This window comes from Microbulbifer sp. ABF4_148, assembly GCF_056158985.1.
In genome coordinates this window covers 3,172,534-3,190,877 of the sequence record NZ_JBSWUI010000001.1, presented here as the reverse complement: position 1 = coordinate 3,190,877, position 18,344 = coordinate 3,172,534, and the positions used below count along the sequence as shown (strand labels likewise).

16 protein-coding genes are annotated in these 18,344 nt (G+C 58.2%); 7 read left to right on the top strand and 9 right to left on the bottom strand.

The window, feature by feature from the left end:
• Nucleotides 1-257: 257 nt before the first annotated feature.
• Entirely contained in the window at nt 258-1,154 is an 897-nt protein-coding gene (locus ACXAD0_RS14100) for a TraB/GumN family protein (RefSeq protein WP_475089154.1), read from the bottom strand.
• Nucleotides 1,155-1,464: 310 nt separating this feature from the next.
• On the opposite strand from ACXAD0_RS14100, the gene ACXAD0_RS14095 reads away from it, so the two are divergent.
• Entirely contained in the window at nt 1,465-2,589 is a 1,125-nt protein-coding gene (locus ACXAD0_RS14095) for a glycosyltransferase (protein WP_475089153.1), read from the top strand.
• Between the two features lie 60 nt (nt 2,590-2,649).
• Here the strand turns inward: ACXAD0_RS14095 and ACXAD0_RS14090 are convergent, their stop codons facing one another.
• From ACXAD0_RS14090 to ACXAD0_RS14075, 4 genes are all read right to left on the bottom strand, one after another.
• Nucleotides 2,650-3,687, bottom strand: coding sequence for a glycosyltransferase family 4 protein (locus tag ACXAD0_RS14090; RefSeq protein WP_475089152.1), 1,038 nt, complete (start codon nt 3,685-3,687; stop codon nt 2,650-2,652).
• A 220-nt stretch (nt 3,688-3,907) separates the two neighbouring features.
• Nucleotides 3,908-4,465, bottom strand: a complete 558-nt coding sequence (locus ACXAD0_RS14085; RefSeq protein ID WP_475089151.1) for an acyloxyacyl hydrolase — start codon at nt 4,463-4,465, stop codon at nt 3,908-3,910.
• Nucleotides 4,466-4,537: 72 nt separating this feature from the next.
• The gene (locus ACXAD0_RS14080; protein ID WP_475089150.1) at nt 4,538-5,671 is read right to left on the bottom strand and encodes a sigma-70 family RNA polymerase sigma factor; all 1,134 of its coding nucleotides are present in this window, start codon (nt 5,669-5,671) and stop codon (nt 4,538-4,540) included.
• A 225-nt stretch (nt 5,672-5,896) separates the two neighbouring features.
• Nucleotides 5,897-6,328 (bottom strand): hypothetical protein, encoded by a 432-nt coding sequence (locus tag ACXAD0_RS14075; protein ID WP_475089148.1) that lies wholly within the window; start codon nt 6,326-6,328, stop codon nt 5,897-5,899.
• A gap of 151 nt (nt 6,329-6,479) precedes the next feature.
• Here ACXAD0_RS14075 and ACXAD0_RS14070 point away from each other — a divergent pair, with 151 nt between their 5' ends.
• Both ACXAD0_RS14070 and ACXAD0_RS14065 read left to right on the top strand, forming a co-directional pair.
• Complete coding sequence (locus ACXAD0_RS14070) at nt 6,480-6,785, top strand: hypothetical protein (protein ID WP_475089146.1); 306 nt, start codon at nt 6,480-6,482, stop codon at nt 6,783-6,785.
• A gap of 172 nt (nt 6,786-6,957) precedes the next feature.
• The gene (locus ACXAD0_RS14065) at nt 6,958-7,338 is read left to right on the top strand and encodes a VOC family protein (protein WP_475089144.1); all 381 of its coding nucleotides are present in this window, start codon (nt 6,958-6,960) and stop codon (nt 7,336-7,338) included.
• A 20-nt stretch (nt 7,339-7,358) separates the two neighbouring features.
• Here ACXAD0_RS14065 and ACXAD0_RS14060 read toward each other — a convergent pair whose 3' ends face one another.
• From ACXAD0_RS14060 to ACXAD0_RS14045, 4 genes are read right to left on the bottom strand one after another with little or no spacing between them, the layout of a single operon-like run.
• Nucleotides 7,359-8,114 carry a YciK family oxidoreductase gene (locus tag ACXAD0_RS14060; RefSeq protein ID WP_475089142.1) on the bottom strand — a complete coding sequence of 252 codons (756 nt, stop codon included), beginning with the start codon at nt 8,112-8,114 and terminating at the stop codon, nt 7,359-7,361.
• A 52-nt stretch (nt 8,115-8,166) separates the two neighbouring features.
• Entirely contained in the window at nt 8,167-8,835 is a 669-nt protein-coding gene (locus tag ACXAD0_RS14055; protein WP_475089141.1) for an HAD family hydrolase, read from the bottom strand.
• Nucleotides 8,836-8,847: 12 nt separating this feature from the next.
• A complete protein-coding gene (gene ubiG, locus ACXAD0_RS14050; RefSeq protein ID WP_475089139.1) occupies nt 8,848-9,549 on the bottom strand; it encodes a bifunctional 2-polyprenyl-6-hydroxyphenol methylase/3-demethylubiquinol 3-O-methyltransferase UbiG in 702 nt (233 codons plus the stop codon).
• A 39-nt stretch (nt 9,550-9,588) separates the two neighbouring features.
• Nucleotides 9,589-10,926, bottom strand: a complete 1,338-nt coding sequence (locus ACXAD0_RS14045; protein ID WP_475089137.1) for a TRZ/ATZ family hydrolase — start codon at nt 10,924-10,926, stop codon at nt 9,589-9,591.
• A gap of 226 nt (nt 10,927-11,152) precedes the next feature.
• Here ACXAD0_RS14045 and gyrA point away from each other — a divergent pair, with 226 nt between their 5' ends.
• From gyrA to ACXAD0_RS14025, 4 genes are all read left to right on the top strand, one after another.
• Entirely contained in the window at nt 11,153-13,717 is a 2,565-nt protein-coding gene (gene gyrA / locus ACXAD0_RS14040) for a DNA gyrase subunit A (RefSeq protein WP_475089135.1), read from the top strand.
• 129 nt (nt 13,718-13,846) lie between these two features.
• Nucleotides 13,847-14,926: a 3-phosphoserine/phosphohydroxythreonine transaminase gene (serC, locus tag ACXAD0_RS14035; protein WP_475089134.1), complete on the top strand. Its 1,080-nt coding sequence runs from the start codon at nt 13,847-13,849 to the stop codon at nt 14,924-14,926.
• A 29-nt stretch (nt 14,927-14,955) separates the two neighbouring features.
• Nucleotides 14,956-16,059, top strand: coding sequence for a prephenate dehydratase (pheA, locus tag ACXAD0_RS14030; protein WP_475089133.1), 1,104 nt, complete (start codon nt 14,956-14,958; stop codon nt 16,057-16,059).
• Nucleotides 16,060-18,324: a bifunctional prephenate dehydrogenase/3-phosphoshikimate 1-carboxyvinyltransferase gene (locus tag ACXAD0_RS14025; RefSeq protein WP_475089132.1), complete on the top strand. Its 2,265-nt coding sequence runs from the start codon at nt 16,060-16,062 to the stop codon at nt 18,322-18,324.
• The last annotated feature ends 20 nt before the right edge of the window (nt 18,325-18,344 follow it).

Sequence of the window (18,344 nt, the reverse complement as noted above, 5' to 3'; positions counted from 1 at the left end):
GATCCTTCGACGCTGAAGAGTTTAGCAACGGTTCTGAGTGGAATCGGTGGTGTGGGAAGGAAACAGGCGTGTCGATGTTGTTGTGACAGCGGGATGACCAACAAATCTCTCTTTCATTGCAGGCGGATGGCCTAAGGGGTGGGGCTTATGGGCGATCGAACCGTCGGGAAAGTGGCGGGTGTTGGATAGGGCGGGGTTGCCGGACTGGAAACCGCACACTCCATCGGAATGTGCGGGATTACAGCAAGAGAGTGCGCTTAGAGCTGGGAAAGCTTGAAGCCGCGAGCAGAGAGTTCACTGATGATGCTGCGCTCGCCGACAAGGTGTCCCGCACCGACAACGACAAACAGTTTCTGGTGTGCGCTGGCCATTTCCAGAATACGTTCGGCCATGGTCTGGTTACGCTGGAAGAACAGTGCCTCATAGACTGGCGCGAACTCCGGGTTGTCCGTCAGTCCTTCGCCAATAATCAGGGAGTAAAGTTCTCTATTCTGGCCCTTTTGCCATGCATCGGTCATTGCCGGAACCAGTGACGCCATATCAGAAAGCTGTTGCATGGTCTGCGCCAGCAACAAATCTGGATTTTCAATGCTGTTGAGCATTCTCAGCTGCGCCATGACGCCCTCAAGTTCGAGAACAGGTTTTTCACTGGATTTGGCTGCCAGCAGGAAGTGGCGGTCAATGCCCTGGTTCGGATCGAGACCAAGGCGACGTAGCTCGACCATGCTGAGTGCGATCATGGCAATTGCAGGACGCTGTCGATTGAATATCGGGGCGGGCAACTGGTTTCTGGACAGCCATTGTTGAAGCTCTGCATAGACTTTCGGTGACAGCTTATCTTGTAACGTACTGCCGTCCGTAAAAAAGGACTCCATCATCATTTTTTGCTGCAGGGTGGGGTCACTCTCCGCGGCAACAATATCCGCTTCAACCACTAGCGCATCGCTCTCGCGAAATGCCTGCAGGGCATCTTTGCGTAAAGGATAAAAGTTTGGCGTTGCCAGATGCAGGGAGCCAAACAGGTGAATGACCTTGTTGTCCTTACGCGCCTCCCAGAATACGCCTTTATCGTTGGCCGCTTGCGCGATCGTTGCCCCGAACAGTGCTGTGAAGATGAAGGCGCCCTGAAGCAGCGTACGAATGGACTTGAGCATAAGCATTCCACCTTTGTTATTTCGGACTTGTTGAGATTGCGGCAGTCCGGCTGAGTTTCTGGCCATGCTAGCACGGTTCGCGGATTGCTTGGCTTGCCTGGTTCGGTGTTTCTTTGGTTGGGTCTTCGCAGAATTGCAACAGGCCAGCGTTAGCTGGTTCTCATTTGGATCGAATGCCGACTTACTTTGCATCGGTTTTTTCGGCACAATGAAATTTGTGCCACGGGGCGACGCTTTGTATGAGAAGCGGGTCTGTATTGACACCTTTTTTGGTGGAGTACGTGTGGTGCGGGCACCAAGAGGGAATTTCATGCGAATCGTTCATATATTACCCAAGCTGGATGCAAGCTATCTCTCCGAGGGGGTTCTGGGGATGGCTTGTGAAATGCTGAAGGGTGGGCACCAGGTATTGGTGATTTCCGCGGGAGGTCCACTGGTTTCCCGGCTCACCGTCAGGGGAGGGCATCATGAAACGGTCGCCATCGAAAAGTCGGGCCTGGGCAGCGCGGGGAGCATCGTGCGGCAGCTGCGCAAGGCGTTCATGGACTTCTCGCCGCAAGTGATTCACGCACATTCTGCCAATGCGGCACTATCCACTTTGCGGACACTGCGTGACATGCCTTCGGACTTTGTTGTTCCGGTGGTTTTCAGCTATTCGACGCCCGAAAAGCTGGGTTTGTTTGCCGGCGCCAAGATCAAAGCCCTGAGGACCGTCAATCAGCTCACGGTGGAGTCTCGATTTCTGGCAACGCAGTTGCCGGCACCGCTGGCTGCGGAGCAGGGAGATGCCCTGAAGATTATGCCGCGCGGGGTCAATACACGAGAGTTTGATGCCGATACGGCGGTAGCAGGGCACTGGCAGCAGCGCATCCTGACACAGTTTCCCCAGTTGGAAGAACGAAACTGGTTGCACATACCGGGCCCGGTTGCGCCCGGTGCCGGCCACGATCAATTTCTCGAGATGCTGGCGCAGCTGGTACGCGAGCGGGACGATGTGTTCGGCTTGATTACCGGCGCTGTTGAGCCGCGTTGGGAAAAGCATGCACGCCGCCTGGAACAGCGCGCGGTCGAACTGGATCTGGGTGACAAAGTGCTATTTCTGGGCGGTCGACAGGACATGCGTGAGTTCTTTGCCTGCTCGCGCATTACTTATCATCTACTGGAATCCCCTCAAACTGCGGTGCCTGATGTCGCTGCTGCGCTCGCGATGCGCTGTCCGGTCATCGGTTATAAAGGCGGGGCTCAGGAAGAATTACTGGAGGCCTGTTTTCCCCAGGGGCTGGTTTCCGCGCGCGGGAATGTCGCCGATCTGGTCGAGCGATCCCTCGAAGTGCTGTCGTATCCGGAACCCGTAAAATTTGCGGGACTCAGTTTGCGAGAAACCGTGTCCAGTACGCTGCATATGTACCAGACACTGGGGGCCGGAGTCGATTGAAGTTAGCGGGTTTTGTCAGGCGCTAGCGTTTCCTTCGAGGTGCTACTAGAGGTGCTACTACTAGTTGTGGCGCTGCTGACCACTGTCGAGTAACAGCCCTGCATAGATATTCCAGGTAGCGCGCGCCATTGCATCCAGAGTTAAGTGTGCAGCGGCGCGGTCAAAAGGCTCTGTAAAGGCACTGTGCAGTTTGTCAGTATCGCTGAGGGTGAGTGCGATCTTTTCTGCAAGGTGGACCGGGTCCTGAGTGTCCAGTAAATAGTCTTCCGGGACATACTCTTCAGCGATCCCAATACGCGCGCAAATGGCTGGACACCGATTCAGCAGGGCCTCAGCCAGTTGGTAGGGTGTATCGTCCCCTGGAGAGGGCAGTAATACGACGTCCGTGTCACTCAACAGTGCCGTGCGCGGCAGGGATGCCCCTGCAAACTGGACGCGTTCTTGAATGCCAAGATCTTCACTCAGGGCCTGCAGGCCAAATTTTTCGGGACCGTCACCGGCAATGGTTAACTGTGCCTGAGGTGCTTTTTCTATTGCCCGAAGAACCAGATCGACGCGCTTGGGTTTCAGGAGCCGGGATAGCAGTAGCACTTTGCTACCCCCGTTGCACTCGGTTTTCTTTGCAGTCTGCTCGATGGGGAGGGTGTGTTCGATACCGTTCGGAATAATATGCCAGTCGAGACGAGAGTCGGCGATCGACTGTGCACTCACAGCGATGCGCGCGGCAAAGTTACTGGCGAGCCGATCTCGCGGGTGACGCACGCTGTGGCGCGTTATCACTTGAATCGCGCCCGTGTACTGTTTCACGGCGGCGAGTAATTGCGCGGACTTGCTGCCATGTCCGTGGGCTATCTGAAAGCCACCCGTCCGAATTTTATTGGCCAGGCGCCAGACAACGTTGGACTGGTGACGGTTGCGATCGGTATTCAGTGGGATGAATGCGACTTTACTGTCGAGCATTTCACGGTATCGTGGATGCGCAATCACCGTAATGTTGGCGTCGGTATTATGTGCCTGCCAGCGAGACAGGTCGGCGACATGCCGTTCGAGACTGCCGTGCTCCCGGCTGGCGATCAGGTGGCAAATGCTCTGAATCATGTTTAGGTACCGGCTTCCCGGTCTCCCCAAATCCCCAAGACAAATTTCGCCGTCATTACTGTGTGAACCTGTTCAACCTTCGCCTCTTTGGGCAATTGGCGCCATGTTCGATTGTTGGCGAATAGGTTCACACCCTACGTGCGTATTGTTGCAAACGTTTTACGAAAAAATTTCAACGATGCTGCGAGAACGATGCAAGAGGTGTGCCTTGGGCGTTGGCTCAGAAGCGGAAGTGCCAGTTAAGTGCGGCAAAATCGAAGCCTGGGTTAGGGCGGTTGGTGTACGCATTGGAAAAATGGCTAAAGCGCAAAGAGACGCTGTCACCACGCTCCAGGCGGTAACCGGCAGCAAAATGCAGGGCAAAGTTGGGCTTGGTTTCAAGCGAGATTTCGCCAAAATCCTTATGGGTGAGGTAGGCCGCCCCGACCCCGGCTTCGGCAAACAGACCGAGAGGTTTACTCTGGGGAAACCAGCGTAGAACGGGCTTCAGTTCGAAAATGTCCTGGTGCTGGGATTCGCCGCGAAAGTCCATCCTCAAATGCGAATAGCTGCCTTGCGCCCACCATTGCCAGGCAGTGCCCCCAAGGGAAAATTCAGCAAACTGTCGCGACGCGCTGCTACCCAGCATGGTCGCACTGGCGATGGAGTCTCGCTGGATCGCGAACGACCCGAGACCCTTTCCGCCACTGGCAATGAACTCCCAGTCGGCTGAATGCGCTGCAGAGGTACCGAGCAATAATGAAAGGGAGATCAGGGGGAGGCGGCCCATGGACAGCATTGGAATTTCTCGGGTTATTATCAGAGCTTCTCACAAAGCCTAGCCCGATTGGGAAAATTGGCAAGTGGCGCGTTAGCGCCACTGCCTCTTCAGTTGTCTCAGGGCATCGGAGTGCAGCTGCCGCGCCCGCTCCTGACTGAGCCCCAACTGTTCTCCGATGACACGGAAAGAGCAGTCTTTGTCGGAGTACAGTCCGTAGCGGAGGTTGAGCACCGTCCGCTGCCGAGCCGGCAGGCGGTTGACGGCCTCGCGGAGTTTTTCCGCGAGTTCCTGGGAGGTGACCAGTTCGTCGGTGTTGTACAGCTCGTCTGCCGGCGCATAGTCCAGTCGGGTGCTGCTCTGGTCGTCCGCAACCGGTTCATCCAGCGAGCTCGTGGGGCCTGGCAGTTTCAGCAGGCTCTGTACCCGTTCCAGGTCAAGACCGGTCTGCCGGGCCAGATTGTCGTCCGAGGCCGACAGGCCCTCTGCACGCACCTCGCCGATGGCCCGGTAAATCGCGCGGAGATCGTCCTGCACGTTCGCCGGCTGACGCACCAGGTCATCGTTGCGCCGCAGTGCGAGCTGAATTTCCTGTTGTATCCACCAATACGCATAGGTTGAGAAGCGGTATCCCATCTCGGGTTTAAACCGCTCGATCGCCTTCATCAGTCCCACATTGCCTTCCTGAATCAGGTCGATAAAGGGGACCGCGGGATTGCGGAAGCGTTTGGCGATGGAAATCACCAGGCGTAAGTTGCACTGGATCAGCTTCTGCCGCTGCTGCCTGAAGCGTCGCAGCAGGCTGCGCATACTGGTGCGATCGCGTTGGGACAGCTTGCCCTTTGCCATCAGGGCTTCCGCTCTGGCAATGATGAGGCCGTGGTCGTAGGCCCCGGTGCTGCCGCGTTGCTCTACGCCTTCACTGCGCAGTTCGACCAACGGGACACCGCGCTTTTGCAGCAGTGCGATCAGCTTGTCTTCCAGCTCTCGCAGCAGGCAAGTGGTGGCATTTTCCTCCTCAGGAGTCAGCAGCTGGAGTCGGTACAGGTGCTTGAGGTAGTTCTGCATAGGTGAGCTGGCCGAGTCGGTTGGACTCACCTCGTGCAGATTTGCGCCTGCAAGTTCTTCAGCAGCATTGGTGATCGCCTCAGGCGTAGCGCCTGAGAGTGTGTTGTCTGTGTCCTTCAGCCATGATTCATCCCTTGATTGCGAATTTTCTCGGGACAATGGGTACACCTTTTGTCGGCTGTGTGGTTACCAGCACCAGGGCATGCCCTGGCGCCTCATTCCCTTTGACTATAGAAGAGGGTCGAAATTCGCGCCGAACCATTTATGACTGACTGGTTCTTTTGCGGTGGTCAGGAACGGTGAGAGGAAGGGAGGGTGGAGAGGGGAGAGTGCCCGCTTAGAAGGGAGGCAGGCACTCTGGTGTCGAGCAGGGCAGCGGCGGGGCTACCGCACTCGCTTGACACGGAATGAGCGGTTTCGCTCGAGATCGCGCATCATAAAAGAGCCCAGAGCGGCGCGCTTCAACTCGATGGTATTACCGGGTTTCAGCAGAATGCGAGTGCTATCGTTCTGGCGCCACACCTGACCGTTATCCAGGGTGATGGTCAGTTTGCCATAAGCGCCTTTTTGCACGACTTCCACTTTTGCAGTCAGGGAATCGATCGCCTCCTCAATGGCGCGCTGCTGTTCCTGGCCGAAATTCCTCTCCGCCTGCTTGTCCAGGTTGCCGCCGATCGCGTCGTAACACTGCAGTCTGGCCGTGTCTTCTTTGATGGCTGCACAATCCCGAACCCGCTCTTGTAAAGAGTCGGCAAGGCTGTGCATCGACAGGATGGTCAGGATAGGTGCGGCGAAAATGCGTGTGAGTTTGAGCATGCTGGAACCAGTGTGGTTGAGTCAGCTGCAGAGTACTGGATACACCCCGCAGCGGACAAATAGAAATGTGTCTCCTGTCACATTCTTACCGCAAACGGCGTGGAAGAATAGGAGTGACAATAACCATAACTTTCACTGTCAGGGGTATAAAATGATCAAGTTGATTGTTCCCGCCGTGCTCATTGCCGCGGCGGGCGGATATTTCTATTTTCAGGGGCAGTTGGACACCGAGTCCAGTAGCGATCTGGTCAAACAGGTGGATGCCGCATTGCTGGAAGCAAAAGAAGACGCGGTGAGCTTGCCCCCGGAAGAGGCACTTGCCAGCAGTGAAATGCTGCCGACGGACGGCGATGTGTTTGCTGACGCTCCGGAACACATGATGGTGACCACTGCTGAAGAGTCCGCTGCTGCTGTTGCGGAGATGGCGGAGACGGACGCTGACACCGACGCCGAATAGGCACAAGGGTAGTCGAGACCATCTATTCCTACGGTAAGCGTGCTGCCAGTCAGTGGCGCGCTGCGATTCAGCGACCAATCCATACCCGGGCTATGCCCGGGTATTTTTTTGCGTTTCTTTTATTCGAGTGGGCGTCGCCACTTGGGCGGACCAGGGTAACAGGGTGTATCACATGGAGTTGAATCAGGTCACGTTGCCGGTGCGGGATATGGCTGCCGCGACGGCTTTTTATCGACAGCTGGGTTTTCTGCAAATTGTTGATACACCCCACTATGCCCGCTTCGAGTGCCCCGAGGGGGCGGCTACCTTTTCCCTGGCGCTGGCTGATGAAGGGAGCGGTGCGGCGGTAATCTATTTCGAAACGCGGGAGCTGGACGAGAGAGTCGCCGAGCTGATGGCCAGCGGCATTGCATTTGAACAGCTGCCGGAAGACATGCCGTGGTTATGGCGGGAGGCGATATTGCGCGATCCGTCCGGAAACAAACTCAAGCTGTATTGGGCGGGGGAGAATCGACGCTACCCGCCCTGGCGTGTGGAGCGCTCGGGCGGGTAACTGATAGCGGGCTTGTGCGGTTAGCCCTGCGCGTTAAATTCCTGGCCGCTGACCCCGCGACTGTCGTCCCCCATCAAATAGAGGTAGGTATTCATCAGTGCCTCCGGCGGTACCACGGTCTGAGGGTCCTCCGCGGGATAAGCTGCCGCGCGCATGTTGGTGCGGGTGCCACCGGGATTAATACTGTTGACGCGCACCTGTGAGACGCCGTCCAGCTCGTCTGCCAGCACCTGCATCAGGCCTTCGGCCGCAAACTTGGACACTGAGTAAGCCCCCCAGTACGCGCGGCCCTTGCGCCCGACGCTCGAGCTCGTCATCAGAATGGAGGCGGTCTCCGGCTGCTCCATCAAGGGCAGCAGAAAGCGGGTAAGGCCAAACACGGCATTGACGTTAACCTGCATTACCTGTTGCCAGGCGGAGTAATTGTAATTGGCAATTGGCGTGCGCTGCCCGAGCAGGCTCGCATTGTGGAGCAGGCCGTCGAGACGACCGAATTCCTGATCAACGGCCTCGGCGAAATGCTCAAAGGTATCCTGGTTGGCCTCGTTGAGGTCCATGGGAAAAATAGCGGGTTGGGGGCCACCGGCGCTTTCGATTTCGTCGTACACCTGCTCCAGTTTTGCGGTGGTGCGGCCGAGCAGAATGACAGTTGCACCATGTTGCGCAAACGTTTTCGCCGCGACCCGGCCGATGCCGTCTCCCGCACCGGTAACCAGAATGATTTTATCTTTCAACAGATCGGGTGCAGGGGTGTAGTTCTCGACAACTTCGGGCATCGTTCTTCCAGGTTCTAAATCGGGTAATAGGAAATTTCAGTGGCGCGGCAGTTTAACTGCGGTCCAGATATCGGGTCTCGAGCAAGGGCCAGATTTCAGTGGCCGACTGCACGACGTGATCTGCCCCCCAGTTGGCCGCGTCATCGCCGGCATCGATATAGCCATAATTGCAGGCGATGGTGGGCATGCCTGCCGCTTTGCCGGCTTCGATATCGCGCAGGTGGTCGCCGACATAAATGGCGTCTTCCGGAGCACAGCCGATACGTGTGCACGCAAGCAGTACCGGTTCGGGATGCGGTTTGCGTTGACTGACATCATCCGGACATACGATGGCCCCAGGGGTCGGCAGGTAGTCAAACGCCTGCATCAGGGGGGTCGTGTAGGCCGCGGGTTTGTTGGTGACGACACCCCAGGCGATATCGTGTTTCGCCAGCTGTTCCAGCAGGGGCTCGATACCTGGAAAGGGTACGGTGGCCACCGCCAGGTGGGCGAGGTACAGGTCGAGGAATCGCTGTCTCAACGCATCGAAAACCGGGTCGCCCTCGTCGCGGCCAAATGCCAGTGAAACCATTGCCCGGGCACCATTGGATACCACGGCGCGAATGTCTTCGCCGGGAAGAGGGGGGAGCTGCTCCTGTTGGCGCAACTGGTTAAGCACCACGATAAAGTCTGGTGCTGTGTCGAACAGGGTGCCATCCAGGTCAAAAAGAACCGCTTTCATGGAGTATCGCCGTTACTCAGGTTTGTATGCGTGCATCAGGTAGTTTACATCCACATCGCGCGGATCGAGTTTGTAGCGTTTGGTCAGTGGGTTGTAGGTCATGCCGGTGATGTCCCGGAGTTCCAGCTCTGCCTCGCGCAACCAGGCCCCCATTTCCGATGGGCGGATAAACTTGGCGTACTCGTGGGTGCCCTTCGGCAGTAGTCGCAGTACATACTCGGCGCCAACTACGGCAAATAGCCAGCCTTTCGCAGTGCGGTTAATGGTGGAGAAAAACAGATGTCCGCCGGGCTTCACCAGCTGCGCGCAGGCGCGGATGACCGAGGCCGGGTCGGGCACATGCTCCAGCATTTCCAGGCAGGTTACGACGTCAAAACTGGCGGGCTCTCGCTCGGCCAGCGCTTCCACTGCGATTTTCTCGTAGTCTACAGAGACGCCGCTTTCCAGAGCGTGCAGGCGCGCTACGTTCAGGGGGGCTTCTCCCAGGTCAATACCGGTTACCTTGGCGCCGCGCTGTGCCATCGCCTCGGTGAGGATGCCGCCGCCGCAGCCTACGTCGAGCAAGCGCTTGCCGGCGACCGCGGCGCGCGCATCAATGTAGTTGGCCCTGAGCGGATTGATTTCGTGCAGGGGTTTGAATTCTCCGTGGCGGTCCCACCAGCGGCTTGCCAGCTGCTCAAATTTGGCAATTTCTGCCCGATCTACATTCGTCATGTTCGCTCTAGTCTCTGTCACTCGCGGAGGTCGATCCGATCACTGGCCGGCGATTCTATCACGCCACTGGCGGGTCCGTTGGCGAAGCTCCGGCACATTGATGCTGAGGAGTTCGCGGTCCTGCATCAGTGTTCGTCCCGCGACCCAGGAATGGGTGACGCTGTGTCCGCTCGGCGTGTAGATCAGCTGTGAAACCGGATCGTGCATTGGCTGCTTCTCGAGCGCGCTCATGTCGATCGCGATCACGTCCGCCTGTTTGCCGACTTCGAGGCTGCCAACGTCCCCATCGAGGCCCAGCGCACGCGCTCCGTTAATGGTGGCCATTTCCAGTGCCTGAAAGGCGGGTACGGCCTCCGCGCGCCCGCTGACGGCTTTCGCCAGCAGGGCGGCCTGGTTTGCTTCGGCAAACAGGTCGAGGTTGTTGTTGCTGGCAGCACCATCGGTGCCGAGTGCCACGTTCACTCCCGCATCGAGGAGTGCGGCTGTGGGGCAAAAACCCGATGCGAGCTTGAGGTTCGATTTGGGGCAGTGCGCTACATGGGCGCCACTCTGTTGCAGGAGGGCAATATCTTCCTCATTGAGTGCGGTCATGTGCACGCACAGGGTCTGCGGGGTCAGCAGGCCCAGGCGCTGGAGTCGCTGGGTCGGGCGCTCTCCGGTTTCGGCGACTGCGCGCTCGACCTCGCACGCGGTCTCGTGCAGGTGCATTTGTATCGGCATCTGCAGTTCTGCCGCGTAGACTGCAATTTTCTGCAGGGTGGCGTCTCCCACCGTGTAGGGTGCGTGTGGAGCGAAAACGACTCCGATGCGCGGGTGCTGCTTGACGTCATCGCGCAGTGCCAGACCCTTCTCCAGCGCCTCGTCCGCCGACTGGCTCCAGGGCGTCGGGAAGTCGAGGATCGGGAAGGCCAGCTGTGTGCGGATGCCGGTGTCGCGCGCAACCGCCGCCGTGGATTCCGGATGGAAATACTGGTCGGCGAAAGTGGTTGTGCCGGATCGCAGCATCTCCGCGATGGCGAGCAGGCTGCCGTCGGCCGCAAAGTCCTCGTCGACCCACTTTTGCTCAGCGGGCCAGATGTGTTCCTCCAGCCAGGTCATCAGTGGCAGGTCGTCGGCATAGCCCCGCAGCAAGCTCATAGGCGTATGGGTGTGGGTGTTGATCAGTCCCGGCAAGACGGCATGATCCGGCAGCTCGAATTCTTGCTCGGCCTCGTAGCGCGATCGGGCTTCCCCGGTGGGTAAGAGGTCCACGATCTGTCCGTCTTTGATGGCCAGTGAGCAATCGGTGTACACCTGTTGCTGCGGGACAACGGGGACGATCCAGCGGGCGTGGATCAGGGTATCGACCTGGTTGTTTTTTAGTCGATCTGTGTGCATGTGCCTGCCTGGTAACCAGTTGAGGGGCGATAGACTTTACTTGCGCCGTCGAGCCCTAACAAGTCTGCCTCGTACCAACCTTCCCCGCGCCAATTGTGATACCATTGCGCGCTTGGTCGAACCCCGGATTCCAGTGGGTCGGGCAGCGCGGGCCAGGGTGCAGCGTCTGTCGGGCGTGAAGGAATTTGAGGCGGCGGTAATAACTATTTAAGGAATGCCGGAACTTATGGGCGAGCTAGCCAAAGAAATCTCTCCGATCAATATCGAAGAAGAGCTCAAGCAGTCCTATCTCGACTATGCGATGAGCGTGATTGTGGGACGTGCGCTGCCGGACGTGCGCGACGGCCTCAAGCCGGTGCACCGGCGCGTGCTCTACGCCATGAACGAACTCAAGAACGACTGGAACAAGCCGTACAAAAAATCGGCGCGTGTCGTCGGTGATGTGATTGGTAAATATCACCCGCACGGCGATTCCGCGGTATACGACACCATCGTGCGTATGGCGCAGCCTTTCTCATTGCGCTACATGCTGGTGGATGGCCAGGGTAACTTCGGCTCCATCGATGGCGATAGCCCGGCGGCGATGCGTTACACCGAGATTCGCATGGACAAGCTGGCCCATGAGCTGTTGTCCGATCTCGACAAGGAAACCGTTAATTTCATCGACAACTACGACGGCTCCGAGCAAATGCCGGAAGTCCTGCCGTCGCGGGTGCCCAATCTGCTGGTGAACGGTTCCTCCGGTATTGCCGTGGGTATGGCGACGAATATCCCGCCACACAACATGAGTGAAGTGGTGCGCGGTTGTCTGGCGTTGATCGACAACCCCGAGCTGTCCGTCGATGACCTGATGGAGTTCATTCCGGGCCCGGATTTCCCCACGGGTGCCACCATCAATGGCCGTGCCGGCATTTTGCTGGCTTACCGCACCGGCCGTGGCCGTATTTACGTGCGTGCGAAGGCCGACGTGATTCGCGATGAAAAAACCAATCGCGAGACCATCATCATCACCGAGATTCCCTACCAGCTGAACAAGGCACGCCTGATTGAGCGCATTGCCGAGCTGGTGAAGGAAAAGAAAATCGAGGGCATTTCCGAACTGCGCGACGAGTCCGATAAAGACGGCCTGCGCGTGGTGATTGAGCTCAAGCGTGGCGAATTGGGTGATGTTGTCCTGAATAACCTCTACTCCCAGACCCAGCTGGAGAGTGTATTCGGTATCAACATGGTGGCGTTGGTCAATGGCCAGCCCAAGGTGCTGAATCTCAAGGAGCTGCTCGAATACTTCATCCGTCACCGCCAGGAAGTGGTCACGCGGCGAACGGTATACCTGCTGCGCAAGGCCCGTGAGCGCGGTCATATCCTGGAAGGCCTGGCAATTGCTATTGCCAATATCGACCCGGTGATCGAACTGATCAAGGCTTCCGCGACGCCGGCAGATGCCCGCGAGGCGCTGCTGACCAAGGGCTGGGCGGTTGGCGAGGTACAGCAATTCCTCGAGCGTGCCGGTGCGGACGCCTGTCGTCCGGATGACCTCCCGAAAGAGTTTGGCATGCGTGACGACGGTTCCTATTACCTGTCACCGGCGCAGGCACAGGCCATTCTGGAGTTGCGTCTGCACCGCCTGACCGGCATGGAGCACGATAAGCTGCTGGCGGAGTATAAAGAGCGCCTGGAGCAGATCGCCGAGTATTTGCATATCCTTGGCAGCTTCGAGCGCCTGATGGAAGTGATCCGTGAGGAGCTGGAACAGCTCGACAAGGAGTTTGGTGACGAGCGTCGCACTGACATTGTTGCCTCCCGCCAGGACCTGACGGTAGAAGACCTGATTACCCCGGAAGACAAGGTTGTTACCATTTCCCATGGTGGCTACGCCAAGAGTCAGCCGCTGACTGACTACCAGGCTCAGCGCCGTGGCGGTATGGGTAAGTCCGCGACACAGGTGAAGGACGAGGACTTTGTCGAGCACCTGCTGATTGCCAATTCCCATGACACCATTTTGTGCTTCTCCAATAAGGGCAAGGTGTACTGGCTGAAGGTCTATGAAGTGCCGACGGCAGGTCGCGCCTCCCGCGGTCGTCCAATGGTCAACATGCTGCCGCTCGAAGAAGACGAGCGCATCAGCAGCATGATGCCGGTATCCGAGTACGACGAAGAACACTTTATCTTCTTTGCGACTGCCAAAGGCACGGTAAAGAAAACCCCGCTGAGTGCATTTGCCCGTCCGCGTAGCGTTGGTCTGCGTGCCATTGAGCTGGAAGAAGATGATCGTCTGGTGGCGACCGCGATCACCGACGGTTCCCACGATGTGCTGCTGTTGACCAGTGCGGGCAAGGCGGCGCGTTTTGCCGAGGAAAATGTGCGTTCCATGGGGCGTGTTTCCCGCGGTGTGCGCGGTATCCGCATGGCCGATGGTGTGACGGTGATTGCGATGGTTATCCCGGAAGAGGATGGTTCGGTCATGATGGTGACCGAAAATGGCTACGGCAAGCGCACCGCAACCGATGATTTCCCCACCAAGGGGCGTGGTACCCAGGGTGTGATCGCGATCGCCGAAAGCGAACGCAACGGTGCACTGGTTGGCGCCTGCCAGGTTCATTCCGGTGAGGAAATCATGCTGATCTCTGATCAGGGTACCCTGGTGCGCACCCGCGTCGACGAAGTCTCTGTGCTGGGTCGTAATACCCAGGGGGTTCGGGTCATTCGCCTGAAGTCCGGGGAGCAACTCGTGGGTCTCGCCAGTATTCAGGAGTCTGATGAAGAGGATGAAGCAGAGGGTGGCGAGGAATAATCGCTGCCGGCTTATCCGCAAAGGCCGCACTAACCCGCGGCCTTTTTTGACGATGGCCTTCACCCCGGGCGGTAATGTGGGGTCGCCACATTTCGACTCGACGGATTTGATTCGATTGGAAGTAACTCGATGAGGAAGTTTAATTTCTGTGCTGGCCCGGCTGCGCTGCCGGATGCTGTGCTGCAGCAGGCCCAGCGCGATTTGCTCGATTGGCAGGGGCTCGGATGTTCGGTGATGGAGATCAGTCACCGTTCTCCCGAGTTCGTAGAAGTGGCGGAGACCGCTGAACAGGATTTGCGGGATCTCCTCCAGATTCCCGACAATTACCGCGTCCTGTTTGTGCAGGGTGGTGCCACCGGGCAGTTCAGTGCCATTCCGTGGAATCTGTTTGGTGGCGAAAGCCAGACCGCAGACTATATCCATACCGGGCAGTGGGCCAAAAAGGCGATTGCCGAGGCGCGTCGCTACGGCCAGGTGAATATTGTCGCGTCCAGCGAAGATCAGAATTTCTCCTATGCGCCGGCTGCAGACAGCTGGGAGCAGACCCCGGGTGCGGCTTACTTCCATTACACGCCAAACGAAACGATCGGCGGGGTGGAATTTAATTACGTACCGGAAGTCACCTGCCCACTGGTGGCGGATATGTCTTCCAATATTCTTTCCCAGTCCATCGATGTATCCCGGTTCGGCATGATTTATGCGGGTGCCCAGAAGAATATCGGCCCCTCTGGCATTGCGGTAGTCATCGTGCGGGACGACCTGCTGGATCGCGCTTTGCCGGAGATTCCCCGCAGCCTGAACTGGAAGATCGCCGCGGAAGGCGGCTCAATGGATAACACCCCGCCGACATTTGCCTGGTACCTGTCCGGACTCGTGTTCCAGTGGTTGAAGGCGCACGGCGGGGTCGAGGCGATGTCACGCCTCAGTCTTGAGAAATCTGGCCTGCTCTACGACTTTATTGACGGCAGCGATTTTTATTCGAGTCCGGTGGCGCTGGATAGCCGCTCCCGAATGAATGTTCCTTTTGTGCTCGCCGATGCCAAGCTGGATAAGGTGTTCCTGAGTCAGGCAGAGGAAGCGGGTTTGTTGGGCCTGAAAGGGCACCGGTCGGTGGGGGGCATGCGCGCCTCTTTGTATAACGCGGTCAGTGTAGAGGCAGTGGAAGCGCTGGTAGCGTTCATGAAGGATTTTGAGCAGCGCCAGGGTTAATTGTCGCTGTTGGTAAGGAGAGGGGATAAATGTCAGAGAGTAAGGCTTCGGTGGATCCGCGCTTGATTGCATTGCGCGATCGCATCGATGCAATCGACAGTGAAATTGCCGAGCTGATTAGTGCGCGCGCAGAGTGTGCACTGGAAGTCGCCGAGGTGAAGAAAGCCGGAGGCGGTGATGCCGTCTATTACCGCCCTGAGCGCGAAGCCCAGGTGCTGCGCCGGGCGATGGAGCGCAACCGCGGGCCATTGAATGATGAGGAAATGGCGCGGCTGTTCCGGGAAATCATGTCGGCGTGCCTGGCACTGGAAGAGCCGGTTAAAGTCGCGTATCTGGGGCCGGAAGGTACCTTTACCCAGCAGGCCGCACTGAAGCACTTTGGCAATTCGGCCCAGAGCCGGCCGCTTGCCGCCATCGATGAAGTATTCCGGGAAGTTGAAGCGGGCGCTGTGGCTTATGGCGTGGTCCCGGTAGAAAACTCTACAGAAGGTGTGATCAATCACACCCTCGATAACTTCATGAGTTCCAATCTGTGTATCTGCGGGGAGGTGGAGCTGCGTATCCATCATCACCTGATGATTTCTGATATCACCAAGTCGGACGCAATCACCCGTATTTATTCTCACTCCCAGAGTCTGGCCCAGTGTCGTAAATGGCTGGATGCGCATTATCCGAATGTCGAACGGGTTGCGGTATCGAGCAACGCGGAAGCGGCCCGGCGGGTAAAGGGTGAGTGGAATGCCGCAGCGATTGCCGGGGATATGGCGGCAGATCTCTATGGTCTCAAAGTGCTGCAGGAAAAAATCGAGGACCAGCCCGACAACTCGACGAGATTCCTGATTATTGGCACCAAGCAGGTGCCGGCCAGCGGCGATGATAAAACGTCTCTGATGGTATCCATGCGCAATGAGCCTGGTGCCCTGCACGATCTGCTCGAGCCGTTCCAGCGACATGATGTCGACCTGACCCGGGTTGAGACGCGGCCCTCGCAGTCAGGCACCTGGACCTATGTGTTTTTTATCGATTTTATCGGTCATCGAGATTCCGAACATATCGCCGCTGCTCTTCAGGAAGTCGGCGCCTGTGCGTCAGATCTCAAGGTGCTCGGGTCGTACCCGCGCGGAGTGCTGTAAGTGACCAGCGCCAGGGAAGGGGAGCGGAAGCGCAATATCGAGGTGGCGGTCGGCCGCCTGGTTGTGGTGGGGCTCGGATTGATCGGCGGAAGCCTCGCGCTGGCACTGAAGGCGGCCGGCGCCTGCCGGGAAGTGATCGGGGTGGCGCGTCGCCAGCAGACATGTGACGAGGCGGTAGCCCTCGGGGTTGTCGATCGCGCGGTCACCAGTCTTGCCGATGTCATGCCGGAATTGCAGGAAGGGGATGTTGTCTTTGTTTCCGTGCCGACCCTGGCAGTAGAGTCTGTTTTTCGTGAGCTTGCCGATGGTCTTCCCGATGGTGTCACGATCACGGATGGCGCCAGCGTCAAGGGCAGTGTGATAGAGGCTGCCCGCCAGGTCTGGGGTCAGGTTCCTGAGAATCTCGTGCCCGGTCACCCCATTGCGGGTTCCGAGCGCAGCGGGGTTGCTGCTGCGCGCGACGACCTGTATATCGCTCACCGAATCATATTGACTCCAGTCGCGAGCACGGGCGACGCGCATGTGCAGCGGGTAGCCGCCATGTGGCAGGCCGCCGGGGGTGAGGTGCTGTGTATGTCGGTGGGAGAGCACGATGAGGTGCTGGCGGCCACCAGTCATTTGCCCCATGTGATTGCGTACGGTCTCGTCGATACGCTCGCGCACGACTCGGAAAATGAAAATATCTTCCGCTATGCGGCAGGGGGCTTCCGGGACTTTACCCGCATCGCCTCCAGTGACCCCACCATGTGGCGGGACATCATGCTGGCGAACCGCGATGCGATCCTCAAGTCCATCGATCTTTTTTCCGCGAATCTCGGCGCGCTGCGCACTGCCATCGCTGATGGTGAGAGTGAGCAGTTAACGGGGATTTTCACCCGGGCCAAGGTGGCCAGGGATCACTTTACAAAAATGTTGGCTAAGAAAGCGTTTATAGAACCTATGCAAGCTCAGGAAGTTACATTTATCGCAAAACCCGGTGGCACTGTGACGGGAACCTTCAGGGTGCCCGGTGACAAGTCTATGTCTCATCGCTCTATCATGTTGGGCTCGCTCGCTGAGGGCGTGACAGAGGTTGAGGGTTTCCTTGAAGGGGAAGACGCTCTGGCCACACTGCAGGCGTTCCGCGATATGGGGGTGGTCATCGAAGGTCCGGTCAATGGCCGTGTGACCGTGCATGGCGTTGGCATGCAAGGATTGCAGGCACCGCCCGGGCCGCTGTATCTGGGTAACTCCGGCACTTCCATGCGTTTGCTGGCGGGCCTGCTCGCGGGGCAGTCTTTTGACGTCACACTGACGGGTGATGAGTCTCTTTCCAAGCGTCCGATGAATCGCGTCGCTAATCCGTTGCAGGAAATGGGTGCGGTCATTGAAACCGGATCGGAAGGACGGCCGCCCCTGACGGTGCGTGGCGGCGCTGCACTGCAGGGGATCGAATACAAGCTCCCCATGGCGAGCGCACAGGTGAAGTCCTGCGTTCTGTTGGCTGGCCTGTATGCCGAAGGCGAGACCAGCACAGTTGAGCCTGCGCCAACCCGCGACCACACCGAGCGCATGTTGCAGGGCTTTGGTTACGAGGTGCAGCGTGACGGAGCGCGGGCAAGCCTGCGTGGCGGCGGCAAACTGCAGGCCTGCAAGATTGACGTTCCTGCGGATATTTCCTCTGCGACCTTCTTTATGGTTGCGGCATCCATTGCCCCGGGTTCCGACATTCTGTTGCAGCATGTGGGCATCAACCCCACGCGGGACGGTGCCATTAATATTCTGCGAGCGATGGGTGCAGATATCGAGTTGCTGAATCGCCGTGAGGTCGGTGGTGAGCCGGTGGCCGATATTCATGTGCGCTACGCGCCGTTGAAAGGCATTCGCATTCCCGAGGACCAGGTTCCGCTGGCCATTGACGAGTTTCCGGCGCTGTTTGTGGCAGCCGCCTGTGCAGAGGGTGAAACCGTGCTGACCGGTGCGGAAGAGTTGCGGGTCAAGGAAAGTGACCGCATTCAGGCGATGGCAGATGGTCTCGAGATCCTCGGTGTCGATGCCAAGGCGACCCCTGACGGAATCGTGATTCAGGGCGCCGGTGCCGGATCTGCTTTTGGCGGTGGCACCGTCGACAGTCTGGGAGATCACCGTATCGCGATGTCTTTCGCCGTCGCCTCGCTGCGGGCCAGTGAGTCGATTGAAATCCTGCATTGTGCCAACGTGGCCACGTCTTTCCCCGATTTTGCTGGCCTTGCGGCGCGCGCGGGGCTGAATTTGGAGCTAGGCTGACGCCATGGGGCAGTCGACAG